Annotated in this window: 18 protein-coding genes; 4 read left to right on the forward strand and 14 right to left on the reverse strand. The window is 43.6% G+C overall.

The window, feature by feature from the left end:
• Positions 1–15: 15 nt before the first annotated feature.
• From SNE26_RS15745 to SNE26_RS15800, 12 genes are all read right to left on the reverse strand, one after another.
• Positions 16–621 carry a hypothetical protein gene (locus tag SNE26_RS15745; RefSeq protein ID WP_321554895.1) on the reverse strand — a complete coding sequence of 202 codons (606 nt, stop codon included), beginning with the start codon at positions 619–621 and terminating at the stop codon, positions 16–18.
• A gap of 9 nt (positions 622–630) precedes the next feature.
• Positions 631–1,530, reverse strand: a complete 900-nt coding sequence (locus tag SNE26_RS15750) for a hypothetical protein (protein WP_321554896.1) — start codon at positions 1,528–1,530, stop codon at positions 631–633.
• Positions 1,531–1,642: 112 nt separating this feature from the next.
• A complete protein-coding gene (gene tssD, locus SNE26_RS15755; protein ID WP_090531686.1) occupies positions 1,643–2,035 on the reverse strand; it encodes a type VI secretion system tube protein TssD in 393 nt (130 codons plus the stop codon).
• A 73-nt stretch (positions 2,036–2,108) separates the two neighbouring features.
• Positions 2,109–2,507, reverse strand: a complete 399-nt coding sequence (gene tssD / locus SNE26_RS15760) for a type VI secretion system tube protein TssD (RefSeq protein WP_090531688.1) — start codon at positions 2,505–2,507, stop codon at positions 2,109–2,111.
• A gap of 107 nt (positions 2,508–2,614) precedes the next feature.
• The gene (locus SNE26_RS15765; protein WP_321554897.1) at positions 2,615–3,187 is read right to left on the reverse strand and encodes an NAD(P)H-dependent oxidoreductase; all 573 of its coding nucleotides are present in this window, start codon (positions 3,185–3,187) and stop codon (positions 2,615–2,617) included.
• 211 nt (positions 3,188–3,398) lie between these two features.
• Positions 3,399–4,781: a DUF5458 family protein gene (locus SNE26_RS15770; RefSeq protein ID WP_321554898.1), complete on the reverse strand. Its 1,383-nt coding sequence runs from the start codon at positions 4,779–4,781 to the stop codon at positions 3,399–3,401.
• Between the two features lie 32 nt (positions 4,782–4,813).
• On the reverse strand, positions 4,814–5,254 hold the full coding sequence (locus SNE26_RS15775) for a type VI secretion system contractile sheath small subunit (protein ID WP_321554899.1): 441 nt from the start codon (positions 5,252–5,254) through the stop codon (positions 4,814–4,816).
• Between the two features lie 88 nt (positions 5,255–5,342).
• Positions 5,343–7,820 (reverse strand): ATP-dependent Clp protease ATP-binding subunit, encoded by a 2,478-nt coding sequence (locus tag SNE26_RS15780; RefSeq protein ID WP_321554900.1) that lies wholly within the window; start codon positions 7,818–7,820, stop codon positions 5,343–5,345.
• A gap of 3 nt (positions 7,821–7,823) precedes the next feature.
• A complete protein-coding gene (tssR, locus tag SNE26_RS15785; RefSeq protein ID WP_321554901.1) occupies positions 7,824–10,187 on the reverse strand; it encodes a type VI secretion system protein TssR domain-containing protein in 2,364 nt (787 codons plus the stop codon).
• A 31-nt stretch (positions 10,188–10,218) separates the two neighbouring features.
• Positions 10,219–11,181 carry a PKD domain-containing protein gene (locus SNE26_RS15790; RefSeq protein ID WP_321554902.1) on the reverse strand — a complete coding sequence of 321 codons (963 nt, stop codon included), beginning with the start codon at positions 11,179–11,181 and terminating at the stop codon, positions 10,219–10,221.
• A gap of 37 nt (positions 11,182–11,218) precedes the next feature.
• Complete coding sequence (locus SNE26_RS15795; RefSeq protein WP_321554903.1) at positions 11,219–11,707, reverse strand: type VI secretion system transmembrane protein TssO; 489 nt, start codon at positions 11,705–11,707, stop codon at positions 11,219–11,221.
• Between the two features lie 8 nt (positions 11,708–11,715).
• A complete protein-coding gene (locus SNE26_RS15800; protein WP_321554904.1) occupies positions 11,716–12,234 on the reverse strand; it encodes a hypothetical protein in 519 nt (172 codons plus the stop codon).
• Between the two features lie 221 nt (positions 12,235–12,455).
• Between SNE26_RS15800 and SNE26_RS15805 the strand changes: the two genes are divergently transcribed.
• On the forward strand, positions 12,456–12,890 hold the full coding sequence (locus tag SNE26_RS15805; RefSeq protein WP_321554905.1) for a GPW/gp25 family protein: 435 nt from the start codon (positions 12,456–12,458) through the stop codon (positions 12,888–12,890).
• A gap of 4 nt (positions 12,891–12,894) precedes the next feature.
• On the forward strand, positions 12,895–14,742 hold the full coding sequence (locus tag SNE26_RS15810; RefSeq protein WP_321554906.1) for a hypothetical protein: 1,848 nt from the start codon (positions 12,895–12,897) through the stop codon (positions 14,740–14,742).
• A gap of 570 nt (positions 14,743–15,312) precedes the next feature.
• On the opposite strand, the gene SNE26_RS15815 is transcribed toward SNE26_RS15810, so the two are convergent.
• Positions 15,313–16,251: a type VI secretion system baseplate subunit TssG gene (locus SNE26_RS15815; RefSeq protein ID WP_321554907.1), complete on the reverse strand. Its 939-nt coding sequence runs from the start codon at positions 16,249–16,251 to the stop codon at positions 15,313–15,315.
• A 114-nt stretch (positions 16,252–16,365) separates the two neighbouring features.
• Here SNE26_RS15815 and SNE26_RS15820 point away from each other — a divergent pair, with 114 nt between their 5' ends.
• Positions 16,366–17,259 (forward strand): TssN family type VI secretion system protein, encoded by an 894-nt coding sequence (locus SNE26_RS15820; protein ID WP_321554908.1) that lies wholly within the window; start codon positions 16,366–16,368, stop codon positions 17,257–17,259.
• Positions 17,260–17,380: 121 nt separating this feature from the next.
• Positions 17,381–18,520, forward strand: a complete 1,140-nt coding sequence (locus SNE26_RS15825; RefSeq protein ID WP_321554909.1) for a hypothetical protein — start codon at positions 17,381–17,383, stop codon at positions 18,518–18,520.
• Between the two features lie 83 nt (positions 18,521–18,603).
• On the opposite strand, the gene SNE26_RS15830 is transcribed toward SNE26_RS15825, so the two are convergent.
• Positions 18,604–19,581 carry an ankyrin repeat domain-containing protein gene (locus tag SNE26_RS15830; RefSeq protein ID WP_321554910.1) on the reverse strand — a complete coding sequence of 326 codons (978 nt, stop codon included), beginning with the start codon at positions 19,579–19,581 and terminating at the stop codon, positions 18,604–18,606.

Genomic DNA, 19,581 nt, shown 5'->3' on the forward strand with positions numbered 1-19,581 from the left:
CGGCTATAAAATCCACTAACCTTTAACAGGCCATGGGCTGTAGTAACTTATAATTTTATATTGTCCGTTAACCTTGCCAAAAACAAACCCGTACGATGTTTCCTTGCCGTTTTTTTGCGTGTATTGCTGCTGCAGCTCATATAGCCTGCTGCCTTTATCCGTAACTTTTGCTATAACTTTATAATAATTTTCGTCGGTGGCAGCGTCAATTTCCGACAGATCGTCTTCAGTACTTTTGGGTATAAGGCGAAGTGCACCGGCAGTTAATATGGCTGGTTCGTATTGCGGATACTCAGTGGCGCTCACCAGCCCACCGGCGGGGTCGATGGTAGCAGATCGTAAATCTTCGTTTGACCATTGGGGCGTTGTTTGCAGCGGGAAGTAAAACATGGCAGCCAGTTGCTTTTTGTTTTTTTGCAGGGCGGCGGTTTTAAACTGCTTCAGGCAGGCCCTGAACAACTGCTCATCGGTAAGGGCCGACTTATGCACGGTTCGGGATGCCGACTTAGCTACGGTTTTAACAGTATCAGAAACCGGGGCCTTAGGGTTACTGCTGCAACCAGTGGCCGAACCTGCTAACCCGGTAGCAAGCAGTAACAATACCATATATTTAATGATCATGTTCATTGGTTAATTTCTGGGGATGCTGATCAATGCCCTGTCTTCCATGCGTTTAAGAATAACTGCCGCGCCCATTTGCAGGGATACAGCTTCGGCATCAAAAACACCGTCTTTGACATATTTGCCTTTAACATACTGGTTCGAAAAACTCCAGAGGTAAGGTGTGTGAATGCCCTTTTTGTTATAACCGAAACCATTATACCCCTCCAGCTTTTGCAAAATGAACGGCAGGCTCCAATTGGTTACTTTATCATACTTCATCAGTTTAATGGCGTCAACAGCGCTCTCCTCAAAAGTAAAGGGAGGGCCGTGACCTACCTTTGGCCGGTTGGCCGGCACCTGTACTGTATAACCAGTAAGCGGATCGCCGTTGTGCAGGTGTTTTTTGAAACTGAACGAGCACTCCATGTAATGCACACAGGCAATAAAATACCAGGGGATAGCTCCGCCGCCGCCAAAAAGGTTCATAAACGAAAACGGATCGTTTGGGGTAAACCTCCCGGTGTCAAAAAAGTTACTTCCCAAAAGGCTGGTTGTCATTTGCGGTTTGGTCATAATATCCAAAACACTTTCGGGTTTGGCATTGGCCGCCGTTGGGTTTAATGACAGCGGTGTGGTGTTATAACGATCAAAAAAAGGAGTGTATGCCGATGCGAAAAGATTTTTATTTCCGGCAGCCGACGGCGCATTAGTACCAAGGCGCACCAGGTTTGAAATACTTTCGTAACGGGCGCGGTTCACAGTTACCTTTTCATCAATGATCTTATCGACAGCAGCAATTTTTTCCTTTTTAATAACGCAGGTATTAAAAAGCTGCACGTATTCCATGGGGGTTGGAATCGACGATTTTTTCACCTTTTTCTTTGTAGTGGGTAAGGCTGGGTTTATTATTCTCTTCTTTCTTTTCATAAGGTTTATAACTGAACCGAAACAAAACCTGTAAAAAGAACACGGAGGAAAATATGTTACTATCTCCTCCGTATCTTTTTAAAAGACAGTACAAATCAATTGTACTGATATATTATTTAGGCCAGTCGTTTTCGTGCTCGGCGTTGCCTATTTTCAGCTTACGCGCCGATATCACAAAGCTTAACGACATTGGGTTGTTACCGATAATCGATATCCCCTCGTTATATTGAATGATGTAACCATCCTCAAAATTAAGCTCCTTCATTTTGGCATCTTCTTCAGATTTTTTGAAGGTGATAGTACCATGAATTGGCTTGTACTGGCTGTTCACCATCGATTCGATAACCGATGTATCTTCGGTTGATTCAACCTCAACCTGGATAGTACCACCATATACACCTGATGACGGACGGCCTTTTGAGTCAACGTCTCTGTTTAATGAATAGCTGCATTGCAGCACGTCGAATTCTTTCGATCCTAAACTAATTCTTGCTTTGAAAGCCATGATCAATAAAGTTTTAAGTAGATAAATAAATTAAGTGCCCCTTCGGCACAACAGATAACAAAATCGGCCGGGCTTAGTTTTTACCTGGCCAGTCGTTCACATGCTCGGCACTTCCCAGTTTCAACTTGCGGGCCGAGATCACAAACTTCAAACTCATGGGAGTTGCGCCTGTAATGTCGATACCTTCAGAATACTTCACGATGTAACCATCTTCAAAAGACAGCTCTTTCATCTTAGCGTCTTCCTCAGATTTTTTGATCAGCAAAGTTCCGGCAATCGGTTTGTACTGGTTGTTAACCATTGATTCGATAATGGAGGTGTCTTCAGTCGACTCGATCTCGATATCGATAGTACCGCCGTAAATACCTGAGGACGGGCGTCCTTTTGAGTCTACATCGCGGTTTAATGCATAGGAGCAAGTGAGCACATCGTAGTCCTTGCCCGAAAAATTTAATCTTGCTTTGAAAGCCATAATGATAAATTTTAAGAGGTTAATAATTTAAAGCAGATGCTTTGCGCATTACTTCAATAACTACAATGTAATTAATTTATTGTTTTGAGAAAATATTAAATATTTATTTAAATAAATTTTAACCCAAAAGAATATAATTTTTGAAGCCACTTTTTGCTGTATTCGTTATCGAGCGTGTAGAGGTGCCCGATGGTACTGGTGTGTACGGGCTTGATGCCACGCTTTTCGAGGGTTAGTTTTTTTACGGCCAGGTAGGTTGGCTTCATATCAACCTGCCAATCCTGCCAGGCTGCTTCATCCAATATAGAAACTACACGCCCGGACCGGCCATTGAAATTAACTGATGAGCCGCTGATAAAAACCTGGTCGGGCATAAAAACGCGATCAAAAAAGCCTTTAATTTTCGAGTTGATCGAATCTTTATAAACCGGGCAAAATATTACTATGTGCGATGCCCATTTTATAGCATTTACAGCCTGCACCAGGTCAGGTTCCGGCTCGTTATTGCTTAATGTAAATTGCTTGTTGGGGTTAAACTTAAGGTCGGCAATGGCTATCTCTTTTACTACAGCTTCGGCGGCCTGGGCCCCGTCTTTATAGGCATTGATCAATGCTGCTGTAGTTTGTGTTTTATCTATATCTGCATTAATGATCAATAGCTGCCTCATCAATGCAAACATAAACCATATTTAACAATAAATAAAGTTAAGCCCCGGCTTAAATTAACCTAAAATGCACACAATGTTGGTTTAAATATTGAAACCGCTTACAGGAGGCACCTGCCGAGCTAAAAAACAGATATTATTAAATCACCTATATACCGGCTCCATAGGCGCCTCCTGTTTTAAAAGCGGTTTCATCGCTGTTTTGACAGCGCTGTGTACCGCAATATTACTGCTGCTTATATTCGCTGTTCCAGGTTGGGCTTGCATCCTCACCTTTTTGCCCGTCGAGCTTTACTACAAAGCTTTTAGCCGGGAAATATGGCGTGATATTGATATCGAGGTGAATACGGTCCTTCTGCTGCTCATCGCGCTCAAACCTTATTATTTTAAAGCGTTCGATAAGCCTGTCGGGCCCCTGGATATTATCTAAAAACTTCACGATTTGTGAGCGCAGGTCCTGCTCTGTTTTTGAAGTCCAGTTTTCAAAAGCACGGCGGTTCAAAAAGTCGAACAATACCTTGGTGATATAGTCAAATACGCGCACTACCGAATAGGTTTGCAAACCGATGTTATCGCCATTAAACAAAGTTTTAGCCGAAAACGCCATTACCTTGCCGTACTCATTAACCATGGGCACCAGGCCAATACGTTCCAGGTGCGAGATCTCGCTCTTTTTAAGGTCAAAGCGTACACCATCCACCTCGTTAACCGCGCCATGTTTTTTACCGGCAGTAACCTGCGACATCAGCGTATAATACATTTTGCCTGCCAATGCCGCCGAGCCCGGAATATACAGGTCGTCATCTTCGCCTGCTTCGGCAACTTTGCCGCGGCCTACCAGCCAGTTACAGGTCATGATGGTATTTGATTTAAAGGCATCGCCGCCGGTTAAATTGGCTGATGTAAACAGGTCTATCACATCATCCGGTTGTTCAAGGTCCGCAAAATCGGTCACCAGCATTACTTTATTATCATATGCTATTTTTGACCAGCGTTCAACTACTTTGTTTGAGCCAAGATATCCCGGCACAACCAGTATCGAATAATTTTGACGAAGGTCAAGCCTGTCGTAATTTTGCTTAAGCTCATTTGCAGCATATTCAATAAAGCGCGGGTTATCAAGCTCTTTCAACTGATCTATCGTGGCATTCATTAACACCACGTTCTTCAGCTTATCCTGTTCGGTATTTTTATAAAACAAATGTACTGTACGGTAAGCCTGCTCCAGTTCGCGGGTGCTTTCCAATACATTGAGTAAATTTTTGTTCAGGTTTTCTTCAACGCTTTGCAGCTTCTGTGCGCTTTTCTCAATCGTATCGCTAACCGATTCGCCGCTTTCCAAAGCTTCTATCCATTGATTAAGTTTCAGCTTAAGCTCTTCGCGCTCCCCCTTCTTCTCATCATCAGTTAAAAAAATCTGTTTACGGGCTTTGCGTTCGGGGTTCAGGTTCTGAAGGCCATCAATAGTAGCTTCCAGCAAATCAAAACCACCAACTTTTGATAGTTTATCCAAACTGGTTGATAAAGGTGCCGCGCCGCTTCTTTCTTTTATTTTAAGAGCCTGGTCTGTTGAATTTTCATTCAGGATCTGCTCGTTTGGTGTTGCCATGATCGTGTTGTTAAATGTTTAGGATTAGCTAATTATTGGTCAAGCTCGGTTACTATATTTTTTAACGCCTCAATAAAGGCCTGTTTGGTTTCGGCATTATCAAGGGTTGACTTAAGCGTTTTATTGGTTTTCAGCTGCTTCATGATATTGAGGTACATCTCGCGCTGGATATTAAGTTTATGCAGGTATTTACTTTGTTGTACCAGGTTCTTAGCGTTAAAATCACCAAGATGTTGAAAGTGCAGGGTTTCGGTAACGTTCGAGCCATCTTCTTTTTCCAGTTCAACGTTTACTTTGGGCTTGTAATGGGCAAAAACCTCTTCTACATTTTTAAGTCCTTCAACCTTCTCCGGTCTCAGCGGCTCATTATCAGTTAATTTTTGAATAAACAAAGTTTTATTGGGAGCTATCTCACCAAATGCTTCCGAGGTATCAACTTTTGTTTCGTTTCCCCCTATTTCGTAATTAAACATAGCTTTAAATGATAAGTATGAAAGTGTTTATGTTATAATGCAATAACTATAAAATTGTTTTTAACAGTATGTATTTCAGTTAAATTACTTAATTAATGCTCCACAATAATTCGTTATCGTCGTTTTTTTTATCTATGGCGATAGTATTTCCTTTTTTTAGTTCGCCCGAAATAATGTAGCGTGATATTGGCCTGCGCAACTGGTTACGGATCACTGCCGAGAGCTGCCGGGCACCATATTTGGGTGTAAAACCGCTTAAGGCCAACATACTTTTAGCTTCAGCGCTTAACAGCATATTTATGCCCATTTTATCAAGCGCCTGTATGAGGCTTTTAAGCTGGATCTCAAAAATGCGTACCACGTTTTCTTCATGTATAGGCGCAAAGGGTACTATCTCTGATAACCGCGCCAAAAACTCCGGCCTGAACTTATTGGCCATCACCTCCATCAATTGATTTGATGTAGGCATATGGCCCCGGCTAATTTGTTCGGCCACCCACTCGCTGCCTATGTTTGAGGTAAACAGCACCAGGGCATTTGAAAAATCGCCTTGCTTGCCCAACCTGTCGTGCATTTGGCCTTCGTCCAGGATCTGTAAAAAGATATCAAATACCGATGGGTGTGCCTTTTCAATTTCATCAAACAGTACAACCGAGTAAGGTTGCTGCCTTATTTTGTTTACGAGCAAGCCGCCCTCTTCATAACCTACATAGCCGGGCGGCGCGCCATACAGCAAGGCGGCCGAATGCTCCTCCTTAAACTCCGACATATCAAAGCGGATCATCGCCTTTTCGTCATTAAACAAAAACTCGGCTATTGATTTGGCCAGCTCCGTTTTACCGGTACCCGTTGGGCCAAGCAAAAAAAATGAGCCGATGGGCTGACCTTTTTTGTTCAGTCCGCTGCGCGATTCGAGTACAGCATCAGATACCGCCTTCAACGCCTGGTCCTGCCCCACAACCCGTTTTTTCAGGAAGCCTTCCATCCCCAAAAGCCGCTCTTTTTCCTGTGCCTGGATCTTACCTAAGGGGATGCCTGTTTTGTAAGAGATAACAGCGGCAATATCATATTTATCAACTACCTCCGTTTTATTTTGAGCCAATTCTTCAAGCCGGCCCAGGTTGCGCTCAAAGTAAGCGATGTATTCATCGGGCGTTTCAAAAGTATCAACCTGGGTTTCATCTTCCAGTTGACCTAACAACACTGCGCTTATTTTATTGCGATACAGGGTGTAAAGCCATTGGTATGCTCCGATCAAATCGCCCGCATCATCCTGCGCTTTCAATTCGTCCAGTTCGGTGCGGAGTTCGGAAAGGGCCGTATCAGTAGTATCGTTCATTAAGCGGATAGCAGCCATGGTACGGTCAAGCAGGTCGAAGGCAGAATCGGGCAGGCGGCGGTCTTTCATGTACCGCTGCGCCAGTCTTACGCATTCTTCGGCAGTGTTATCATCTATTTTCAAGTTGTGATGCCCCTCATACCGGGGCACCAGCTTTTTAAGCATTTTTATAGCCGTAGGCGTATCAGGCTCATTTACCTGCAGTACCTCAAACCGTCGGCTGAATGCCTGTTCGGGTTCAATCACTTTGCGGTATTCGTCAATAGTCGTAGCACCAATTACTGTTATTTCGCCGCGGGCAAGCTCAGGTTTCAGCAAGTTGCCGACGCCACCGCCTATCGGCCCTTTATTGTCAAGCAGGGTGTGTACCTCGTCAATAAACAGGATGGCCTTTTCAAACTGCTTTATCTCGCGCAGGATATTTTTTAACCTGTCTTCTATCTCTCCTTTATAAGATGCACCCGCAATCAGCGATCCTAAATCGAGCTCAAAAAGCTGTACATTTTTTAGCGATGCCGGCACCTGCCCATTTACAATATTAAGCGCGAACCCATCAACCAGGGCCGTTTTTCCAACGCCCGCATCGCCGGTGATCATTACATTGGGCTTGGTACGCCGGCTCAGGATCTCCATCACCATCCGTGTTTCACGCTCCCGGCCTATGATAGGATCTACCTTACCCTGTTTGGCCAGGCTTGTGCGGTCTACACAGTATTTGAGCAACGCTGTTGTTTGTTTGGGCGCATTGTCGTTATCCCCTGTACCCGCGGAGGGGTTTACCGCATGGTTAACCTCCTCATTACTCAAATAAATATCCAGCAACTCGCGTTCTTTTACCGGGAAAGATTTTAGCTGGTTAGCGTCAAAACCCACATTTGGCTTTATTAATGCAATCAACACACAAACGGGCGTAATCAAATCCTGGCCCAATTTTATGCGCACATTATCGGCTTCTTCAAACACCTGTTTCACCTGGGTATTACCTAACATTTCGTCGGGCACAGTTAAAGCAGCCGAATAATCTTCAATGCGTACTTCGGCCCAATCGCTTATATAAGCAGTATCTTTCCCGATGGACTGAAGCAGGTTCTTCAACCCCACTTCCTGGTGCATCAAGCCTTTTAAAAGATGCGCCGGACCAAACTCCTTGTGGTGATATTCTTTGGCTAATGACTGCGCTACCCGCACCGCCGTTTTCACCGACTCGCCTAAATTAACTATGTTCATATGCTATTGCAGGTTAGCCTGGGTTATATAATAATAGGTTTTGCCGTTTGATGTAAAATGCTGACTGGTTATAGCAGCCTGTTTAATAACATCACTGCTATGGATCAAATAATGAATATATGCCTCAAACTGCGCCTGCGGCATATCATCGGTATGTTTAAGATCATTCACCTTCTTGTTATAAAAATCTTTTTTGCCGGGCAAGGGCAAACTGGTAACGCGCAGAAAATAATCGGCCAGGGTCATGTCCTTAACATCACTGCCTGATATGTTAAGCCCTAAATGTTTGGCCGCGATATCAACATAGTTATCAACCAGTTTTGAGCGATAATCAGATGCGTCCCGCTGCAGGTTTTCACCTATCATGAGCGATAACAGATCCGTTAGCTGTTTATAATCCTGCTCGTTCAATATCAGCAAATATTGCAGCTGGCCCTTACTTTCATTCACCAGGTTTCCGGGCGCTTCGGCACTGAGGTAATATTTGAAAGCGTTATGCGGCATATTGTTGCCCAGGTTGGTTGATGGCTGCCCCTGCTGCTGCATAACCAGCGGCTGCACATAGCGGTTTTCGCGCCCGGTAAGCCTGAAAGCACTGTCAAGCGTATGAATCTGGTTATGGATATCATAATCCGTTTCGCGCATCAGGCGTTCAACTGCTAAACTCATAGCCTGGTTTGATTTTACCACTCTCTTGGGCGGAAACACCACAGCGCCCTGGATCAGGCTCTTTTTGGGATAATCGAGGTAAAAAGAAACCGAATCGGAAAGCGATGTATTGAATTGCTGCACGTTGGTAAGGCCTTCGCCGTTAACCATGCGCTGTTTTTTATAATCGGCCAGCTTTACCGCAGATTGTGATACAATTTGCCTTGCCTGGATCACGAAATCATTGTAGATAGGGTTATAATCGCTAAATACCTGGATAGCTAACAAACGGGCGTTAGCTGCTGCTATTTGATTGGCCACCGTATTAACGCCTAACGAATTTCGATCTAAAGCACCGGTGGCACCAATCAGGATGACCAGGTTGGTTTCATCGGGATGATTGCCAAACAGGTTTAGCCCCGTGCGAATACCGTCAAAAACAGGTTGGGAACTTATAACCGGGGCACAATTGCCTGTTGTAGTTGACTGCGATTCGAGGTATTTTACCAGGTTGCGATAATCGGCACTAAGCGGGGTTGACTGGATGCCCCCGGTTTGACAGCCGGCTGCGTTACGGTAAACTACAGCCCCATATCTAACCTGGTTACCCCTGGCATGCGCGTCAAAAATATCTTCAAATGATTGAATAGTGCTGGTAATACCCGAAAAATAATTGCGCATAGGGCTGCCGCCATCCACCACAAACACAATGTTAACGTGGTGAACATTGTTGCGAATTTTAAGGTAATCCTTATATGCTAAATGCCCGCCTTTAATATTAAGCACACTGTTATGGCTTTTATCATAAACATCGGTTGCGAAGCCGAGGCTAAGATTACCCGAAGCAGATGAGCTTACGGGCATGCTCAATAATAAGGGAGCATTATCGGCCAGTAAAGGATCAAAAGCAAAGTAACCTGTACCTCCGTTGCTATTATTGGTTTTTAATGAACGGTTGATATACCCTGCAATGGAATCATTGATCAACGGCTGGTTTTCCCTTGCCGACCCGATATATAGCCTATCGCCCCAGCTGTGAACGGCGTCGGCGGCTATCCAGCCATAAACACTGCCGGCGGCATTATCAGCAATCAGCTGCGGATCAGAGCCTACCAGTACTTTTTTTCCGTCGTCGGATTTTTTGTATACATAAACCACATTGTGCAACGCCACTTTGGTTTTTTTCTGGCTTTGATCGGGCCCGGCAAAAATGTATGCCGAATCGGTTTTGTCATAATAATAATCGGGCATAGTGAGCGGACCTGCACCACTTATGATGGTGATATATTTTTCGGGATAACCATTCCTGCTGGTAAAAGCCGATTGCCAGGGCAACACCTTTGAAATGCTGATCCATCCGTAACTTTGCGAGCTTTTTTTATTGGTAAGCTTTTTACCCTGTACCATGCCTGCCTGGTACTTAATCAGTTTTATGAAACCGTTTTTTTGTTCGCTAACATAAAAGGGTTCCATGAAACTTATTTTTTTCATTACCAGTGTTCCGCCCGGCGAGGTATACGTATAATTTTCAGCCCTGTCTGAAAATACGATCCAGGGCAGGGAGGTACGGTCGTCGGTGTTGTAAATGCTGGTGCGCTCATCAGGTTTTTCAAACGCTTTGGGCAATGTTACTACCGTTTTGCCAAGCGATACCGGCGATTGCGCCCTGGCCGCAATTAGTATACAGGTTAAAAAAATGGAGCTTAATATGTTTTTCATGCTGGTTGATGCAAATAGGTTTTAAAATGGATTATCTGGGCCTCTTTTCGGGGGCAGCAGTGGTTGCATGCTGCCTTACCGAAAGCATACTTGAGCAATTTGATTTTGGCTTTAGAGTAACCTGTGCTTCGTCAACACTGATACCGCCTCCAAAAGTTAACCGCATACAGTAAGAGTAAAAATCAGTCCGTTTGCTCTCGCCGTTATCCTCGAGGTTTACGGTAACTTTCTCATCTCCGCAGAAATACCTCCTGACGAGGTAATAGTAATGGCGGTTAAAATCACCACCGTTGGCTATAGCCTGCAGGTGTGCCCTGATATCGTCAATTACGCGGCGTTCGCTTTCGCCAGGGTTTACGATCTGGTTAGCAAATGTCGAATCGGGATTGGTAATACGCATGCGGTGATAGACTGGGCGCCTGTTTTTATCCGTGCTCAGTTTGATGAAATAGGTACCGGGGTTGTGAAAGGTGTAGAGCGCCGTTGGCCCTTTAACATCCACCCTGCCGGTTTCTCCAAACGACCATTCATAAATCCGGGCGTTACCCTGTGCCTCAAGCCTTACCTGTTCATTTACGATACCCTGTGTAGGCCCGTTAATAGTAATCAGGGTATCTGCAGCCATGGTTGGGGTACTATCCTTTACGCTAACCGGGAATTGCTGCGTTAAATTACCATCAACGGTAAGCCGTATGATATAGTCGCCTGTTTTTTTAAAGTGGTAGCTTCCGTTTTGCCGGGTTGATTTATCGCCGTTGCCAAACTCCCAAAGCCAGCTTTTGGCATTGGCGGTATTATCCGAGTAAACCAGGTGCTCGTTCAGGGCTATCTCATCCTTCAGGATGCGGGCGTTGATCACTCTCTTTTCAAACAATGAGCTCCGCAACAGGAAAATGATACCGGCAATAACAACCACGCCCGTAAAAATGTATAAAAAGGTGTAGGTGTTCCGGTTTGTATCGACGGGCCTCCCGTCGTTGTATTCGTTTTTCATTTTGCTTAGGTTATATATGGTAGATGTAGGATGATGCTTACCGGGCCAAGCTCATGTTTTGCTGCAATTGCCGCTGTGCAATGTGGCAGTCATCAACCGATCCTTTTATGTTCCTGATATCATTATAATTGCCCGTTAGTTCGCGCTTATCATAAAAAAGTGCCTGCAACAATTTTGAAGCATGGATAAAGCATTTATACCGCGCATCATAAGGGCGGCGGTTGTAATATGACTTTACAGCGCCTATTGAACCGCTGATATCATTTTCCAAAAAAACGGCCTGTACGTTGGGGTTAAACTTTACTATTTTATGGTAAGTGGTATCAACTGTTGGTAAGGCTTCGGTAACAAGGCTTTCAAACTGCTCTTCTTCAGTTACTTTTTTAGCAAACTCGCTTTTTGATACTAACCCTTCGCTGCCATAATTATAAAATATAGCCACGCACAATATCACCGATGTTACTAAAAACATCCCTGTGAAAAACAGGAATTTTTCTCTCCGTTCTTTTAAACTGAATTTTAACATATGGCTTATTAATGCGGATAGTGATGGTTTAACTGGTTAATGGCGGTTTTATTTACCTGGCTGCACGACTCTAACTGTGAGCGAAGGCTTTCGATCTGGAAACGTGTAGTAAAAAGCGAATCTTTGATACTGGCAATAGTTTCAATATCGTTGCTGAGCTTTTTATACAGCTCAAAACTTTTAAGCGGGTAAGGATTGCTTTGCAGCCGCTCCTGGATATGCTGATTGCTTTCCTGGATATCATTAAGCAGCAAAGTTTGGTTATTAAGCTCCTGCGAGTTCATTTTTGCATACTGCGCAAGTTGCTGCATGCGCAGCAGGATCAATTCAAAACTGTTATTGATATCGGCACGGAGTGCTATCAGCTGATCTGTTTTTTTAACGCGGGCATTTAATAATTCAAGCTCACGGCCCGAGGTTGCAAAAAAGAAGTAAACGATAATGATAGCAAAACCCAGTAATGTAATAAGGTACATCATGAATTTGCGATAAGCCCGGTTTAGGTCGCTATTGTTTACAGGTTTCATCTAATATATTATAGTATCGGTTCGGTTTATTTACAGCTAAAAAGCTGCATTTTATAATATTTAGCACACGCTTATTAATTAACCAATAGTGTAATAATTATCAAAAAACCAATACTTTATCAACTATTTATAACCAATAAAACATATCTACAACTATTTTTGAAAATAAATGTTTATAAAAAGTTAAAATTTAACACAGGCGCAATCCAATAATATCATTTATGCTGAACCCGCTTTATTCAAAACCACTCCGTTTTAGCCATATCAATAACGGGCAGGACCTTGATAAACAAGACCTTGGCGCATCTATATCGCAATACATCGAACTCATTATTTTTACCCGTTTTGGCGAGCATCGATATAACCCTGAGTTTGGTTGCGAGATCTGGGATATGGACTTTGAACTTATTATGAGCGAGACCATTTGGGAAGAAAAACTGAGACAATCGTTATTACGCTCTATCACCAGATTTGAAAACAGGATCTATGATATTGATATCAGTGTTAACATTACCGAGATCAATAAATTTTACCCGTTGCGTAATGTGAGCGAGATAAAAAAGAAGGTAGAGATAAGCATTAAGGGCAAACTGAACAAAACCGGCGAAACATATTTGTTCAAAACTGCTTTATTCCTAAGCCCGCTATCAGCATAAACCTATGAGCACTATATTTTATACCTCGAAAGAAGAGATCAGGAACCGCATGCTGAAGAACGCTACCGAGTTTTGGGGTGTTCAAAACGTAAATGACGTTGATCCGCTGGTAAAGCTTTTGATTGAAGCCCTGAGCACCGAGTTGTTTAACTTAAACAACGATGTTAAAAACCTGGAACATCGCATCCTGAACAAAATATCCAGGATCCTGGCATCCGACTATTTAACGGCCCCCCTGCCCGCCCATGCCATATTAAAAGGTAAACCCGTTGAAGCTTCAGAAATACTGAACATCGGCAATCATTTTTATTTCCGGAAACAACTGGCAGCAGAGGTTGGCAAAACCAGCCCGGAACAACTGGATATTTATTTTACCCCGGCAGGTGCAAACCCCGTATTTAACGCCGAAATAAAATATAGCTTTAACGGGGCCGGGCTACAGGAACATGTTGAAAACGGGCAGAAAAATGCCCTGCTGAACGCCCGGCCCGGTGTTTTTGGCGAACCGAACACCCTTTGGATTGGCATTGAAACAGCAGCGTCATTAAATACTTTTAAAAACGCGGGGATCTATTTCGACTGGCCTGCTTATATCAGCAATACCGATTTTTACAGCCTGCTGCAGGTAACTAAATTTTACCTCGATGGCTCACAGCTGAATATTGAACCGGGCCTCATTTATGCTGGTGAACAAGCCGACGATCAGAAACCTGTTTTTTATGATCAGCATATCATTAACCTCATAACCCGCGACATCAGGACCTATTACAACAATCATTTTATTTCCCTTACCGACGAGCGGCTAACCAATATTGCTGCCTTCAAAGCAAACTATCCGGAGGAATTGTTGTTGTTTTTTAACGATCAGGATCTGAAAACGCTTAAACCCTGCCTGTGGTTCAAGGTCGTATTCCCGGCAGCCATCCCGGCAAATGCCATTGATGAACTGCAGTTACATTTAAACTGTTTCCCGGTGATGAGCAGGCGGTTGCACCAACAAAAATTCAGGATCAAGGAGATCAGCGATATTATCCCCATAAAACCAGGCGCTTATGATCACTTTTTATCGATCCATGAGCTGCATGACGATAATAATGTTCAGTATAACGAGATCCCTTATAGCCAGGCCGGTATTAATTATGAGGGCAGTTACTCCATCAGGAATGGCGGCGCCGAGCGTTTTGACGCGCGTAACGCCAGGCAAACTATCGAATATTTGTTTGAGCTGCTTCGCGATGAAAAAGCGGCCTTTGCTGCATATGGAAGCGACTTTTTAACAACTGCCTTAAAAACGCTGGAGCAGAATATCTCTGTTATCGAAAAAAAATCAAAAACATCAAAAGATAATCATGAACTGGTAAACTACCTGGTATTGAAACCGGCAAATAAAGCGGCCATGCTATACCTCAGCTTTTGGACAACCCTTGCCGATAATGCCAACAACATCCGCAAAGGGTCAAAGTTACAGCAGGCCGAAGCCGTTAAACTTAAGCCGGATAGCTTAAGGCTCCTTACCACGACCACCGGCGGCCGGAACAGCCTTGGCGCCTCCGAGCGGATCCAGGCCTATAAATATGGCCTCACCACTAAAGACCGCATAGTTACCCTTGCCGATTTAACAAGCTTTTGCAGATATGAGCTTGGAGCAAAAATCAAAAACATCCGCGTAAGCAAAGGCGTAAGCATATCAGCCAACCCCAAAGAAGGTTTTATTAAAACAACCGATATTTATATAACACCGGCCGACTATGAGCTTTCGGCACAGGAATGGGACACTCTGCTTGATCTGCTAAAATCAAAACTGCAAAGCCGGAGCGTTATCGATGTTAATTATAGAGTGTTTGCGGAGTAAGGTTTGGGTTGCTTAATAAATATCCATACCGCTGCCTTTATCTTGGGTTCTTTTGTTAATAACAGAAATAGAATGTCATTTCCGAAACGAGGAACGAGTGAGAAAATCTTGTACGCTATGCTAAAGCAGATAACGGGCTTTTGTTGGATTGAACTTACCTTGTCGCGCTCCTGGCCGCGCGGAGGCCAGTTACTTTTGCAGCCACAAAAGTACCCCGAAAGGCTTCTTTGCGCAGAGGCCTTGCCCTGCAAATCGGCCAGAACCATGGGCTGCAATTATTTTGCCCTGCTTCGCCCGCTCTTTCCCAGGCTTCTGCAAAAACTTGCTATGCCCCTACAGCCCGCATGGCCACCATTGTGCTGCCCGCTTTCACCCGAAGCTGTTCTGCTGCGGAAAAACATCTTCTTTTGAACTGGTTATCGGTACAGCCATGCTTACCGGATTTGCGTTGCTTACAAGATTTCTCTTTCGCCCCTACTCACAATCCCACCCTGCTCTATCGACAATTTTTATTTATGAAAAAAGATAAGTACACACTCCAGGAACGTAAAAATGGGATTCGTATAATCATCACCCCAAATAAGTAGTATAACCCAAAGTAGCATTAGCCCCTGCCCCGCCGATAACCAATCTTTGCGAAGCCTGGTCGGCTACGAGGTTAAATTGCACGCCGGCCCCTAAAGGTATAAAGTAGGATAACAATACGTCAATAGCTTTTGCAGCAGATGTGCCGGGTAAAAACTCCAGCATCCGGGCGGCGCTCACCGGGCCTATGTTCATTACTAATTTTTGCCCTGCCTCAATAATCTGCCCTGCAATAAAGTTTACACCCAAAGCACCGGCTCCAAGGGCTGTTCCGCCTCCATTTATAGCGGCACCGTTTTTTTGCTTCGGATATACCGTTTTGTAATGCAATGATAAGGGTACACTGAACATCATGTTAATAATGCTGCTCACAAAACCGATATTATTGCGCTGCTCATGTATTACAGGTAAAACATGTATTAAAATAAGCATCTGCTTTTTTGTAAAACACTCAAACTCCTGCCATTCCTTTAAAAATATATTGATCAGCTCATCGTACTCATTTTTTTTGTCGAGCCGGTTTTCATAAAGCTCAACCATTGTCCTGAAATAGTTAAGCTCGGCTTCAAATGGAGCAAAAAAGCGGCGGGTTTGTTTTTCTTCTTCTCGGCGGGCTTTAATATCTTTGATCATATCCTCCTCTGTGATCATCACACTCGAAGCAGGGGGCCGGTGAAACAATCCCTCAGGCAGCATATCATAAAAGCCATCGCGGTTAACCAAAATGGTGGTTACCGGTTTTTTACCTTCATTTTTTTTATCAACTGTTATACCAGCTATCTCCTTATCATAGGCACGCTTTTTAGGACCTTTGGGCAGTATCATCACATCACCGGCACTAACCATTTCATTTTCAATAATTTCGGCCGCTATGGTTGTCGCTTTATAGTCGGTATCAATTTGATTAGGCTTTTTTATTCTCATTTGTGATTTAAATAATTGATGCTATCCAAAACAATAACCAATATTATCGGTAATTGATTATACTAATTTGAAATTTATATAAGATAGCTGCCCCGGCCTATATATTTAATACTCATGAACCTTAAATCGTTTTTTATAAGTTATCTGATAGCCCCTATCCTGTTCTTCATTGCCGCCCTGATCATGTCGGTGGTGAACAAGAAAAACAAATACCTAAGCAACAGGCGCCTCATCATCACTTTACTTTTAACGGCTGTTATATTGGGAGTTCCGGGCTTTTTGGGCTTTTTAGGTATGCAATTTATGCCATGGGGGTACCTGTTTTGCCAGCTTATATATTTAGGGTTGGGGGTATTTTACACCTGGCTTGCCGGCAAATATCATGAAGAGCAGTTTCTCGATAAAAAATGGTTTTTCCTCGTGGCTTCTTTAATATCATGTTTGTTGGGAATGTTCCTTTTCAAGCTGGCATTTAACTGGCTTAATGATATGCAATATGGCCTGTGGGCCTCAACCAGTATCCTGATATTTTTATTACCGCCTGTTTTTTGGTGGGGGTACATCGCCTTTTTAAGCATCCCGCTCGAAATTTACAAGGTTTGGCAATATCCCAGTGCTCCCGAAGATATCAGCATGGAGCACCTGGATTTTGACAGGCTGATGGTACTCGAACTCGATCTGTATAAAAACACCAACGATCCCGAACCGCTTAAAGTAAAGGCTAAAGCGCCGCCAAACATGAATTTTGGCCAGTGGTTTCAAAAGTTTATTGATGATTATAATCTTAAGTTTCCAAAATCAACAGTGCAGTATAAGCTTAATAATAATGAAAGCTATAAGTGGATCTTTTATATTAAACCATCGTTTTTTAAGCAACGTCACTTTATCGACCCGGACCTTAATATTACAGAAAACCGGATAACCGAGTCGGTAACGATATTTGCCAAACGTGTATCGGAAGTGGTAAGTGAACCCGCCCGCACCGACGATCAGGCCATTTACCTGTAAACTTTATCATATAAAAGCTAAAAGCAGAATGCGCAAAGACTAAAGCTAACGATTTGACGACCAATGCATTTTATCAATCTTATATGAAATTTATTAACAAACTCGATATAAAACAAATAACATGATCAGCCCATTAAAACATAAACCTGTGAACTGGATAGATGGAATGAAAATTTCCAGCGCACATTTTGTTAATACTGATAATTTTATTCATGATATAGTACGCGATGCCAATTCGCTGCCGCTCAACAATAATAATTTTGGATTGCTTCCGCCCGCACAGGGGCAAAACTCATCACTGGATATCCAGATCACCGAACGTGCATCAGGCCAGGTGCAGGTAACTTTAAACCAGTGTAACGCCATCACAGCCGAAGGTTTCAGGATTGATATTACCCGTGCCGAACAGCCGTTAACATTTAGCCATTACTTTGGGCAGGAAACCCTTAATGAAGCATCAGAAACTTATTATGTGCTGCTTACCGTAAATCCCTTTGAGCGTGTACCCTCAGGCACGCCCGACCCGGAAGAACAGCCCATCCGCTATCCCGATATCAGCAAACATTACGGTATCACTATTTTGCCGGCATCACAAATGAACAGCATGGGAGCACACTTTATGGAGGTTGGTAAGTTTGTACGGAGCGGGAGCACGTTTCAGGCCAATGTAAGCTATATCCCGCCCTGTACTGCGCTGATAAGCCATACCGGCCTTATGACCTATTATGAAAACTTTGGGACACAGATCAATAACCTTCAGTTGCTTTCGTTCCGTATTATTGATAAGATCACCTCGAAAGATTCGGTATCTACCATTGGCAAAAATGTAAAGCTGCTATGCGATAAAATGCTTGATTATATCGCGGGGATCTACTTTTCATACCGGAACCTGATCTATCTTCAGCCGCCTATCCAGCTGGTTTCCTGTTTTTCAGAAATGGCACACCTGTTTTTCAGTACGGTTAAAAGTATGCCGGGAGCAGAACGGGAAGAATTACTTAAATATTTTTATGAATGGAAAGATGTAACACCCGGTAATTTTGAAGAGCTTTTAGCCCGTTTGATCGAAATAGTTTACAACCATCATGAAATAAACTCGTCAATGACAGCGATTGATGAATTTATGCGGGTAATTGTTGCCCTGTGGAATAAGCTCAGCACCCTGGAATACATAGGCCAGCGTAAAGAGAACATTGTAGTTGCCGAGCAGCAAGCCATACAAACCATACAAACTAAACGTACCTGGACATTGCTTGATTAAAAGCAGCTCAGGGTTCCGGTAAAATAAAATGCCTGCCGTTTAATATATCGCGGCAGGCGCTCATCATAAACAGGGCTGTTTTGTTACCGGCTTTCGGCACCTGCCATTAACAGCTGTTCCAGTATCTCGGTATAACCGCGCTCGCTGGCAAAATCCATAGCGTGCCGGCCGTTATTGTCCACGGCGTTTACATCAGCATTATTTTCGATTAAAAAAGCGGTAAAATCATTAAATCCGCATTGCGCTGCCACAATAAGCGGGGTTTCACTAAAGCTGTTGCGCGAATCGACCTCCGCACCTGCCTCAAGCAGCATTTTGCCAAGATGATAGTTGCCCATACCTGCCGCGAAGTGCAATGCCGAATTACCATTCTGTACATGCAGGTTAACATCGGCGCCATTTTTAATTAAAAGCCCGGCCACGTGTATATTGGAGTTATTAACTGCAAATATCAGCGGACTAACGCCATCGTTATTTAAGCCATTTACATCCCATACACCCGATTTGAGCAAAGCGTTTATCGTTTCGCTATGGTTATTATAAACCGCCTGGTGAAGCGGTGTGTTCCCATTGTCATCCTTTTGCGCGGTTTCACCGGCCGACAATTTTGCAACCAGGTCGCGCATACCGTTGGCCGTAGCGTGATCAAGCAAACTGTAACCGGCATTGTCTTTAACGGTGGTATCGGCTCCTAATGAGATCAGGTAGAGCGATGTTTCTGTTTTACCTGCAAGTACAGCATAAAAAAGAGGTGTTTGCCCATGGTTATTGCAGGCATTCACATTAGCACCGGCATCAGTTAATAGCTTGATCAGGTCTTTGCTGCCGCTGCGCGATGCACAATGCAGGGGTGTTTCGCTTAGGTTATTGCCCAGGTTAACATCAGCGCCGGCATCTATCAACATTTTGGCAATATCCTTTGCACTTTTTAAGCATACATAATATAAGGGCGTATTGCCCAGGGTATCGCGTTTATCAACACTAATCCCCCCTTTTTTCAGGAATGTTTGCACTATCCCTTTTTGTGCGTTTTTACACGCGTTTAAAAACATGTTATCCAT

This window comes from Mucilaginibacter sp. cycad4, from assembly GCF_034263275.1.
GTDB lineage: Bacteria > Bacteroidota > Bacteroidia > Sphingobacteriales > Sphingobacteriaceae > Mucilaginibacter.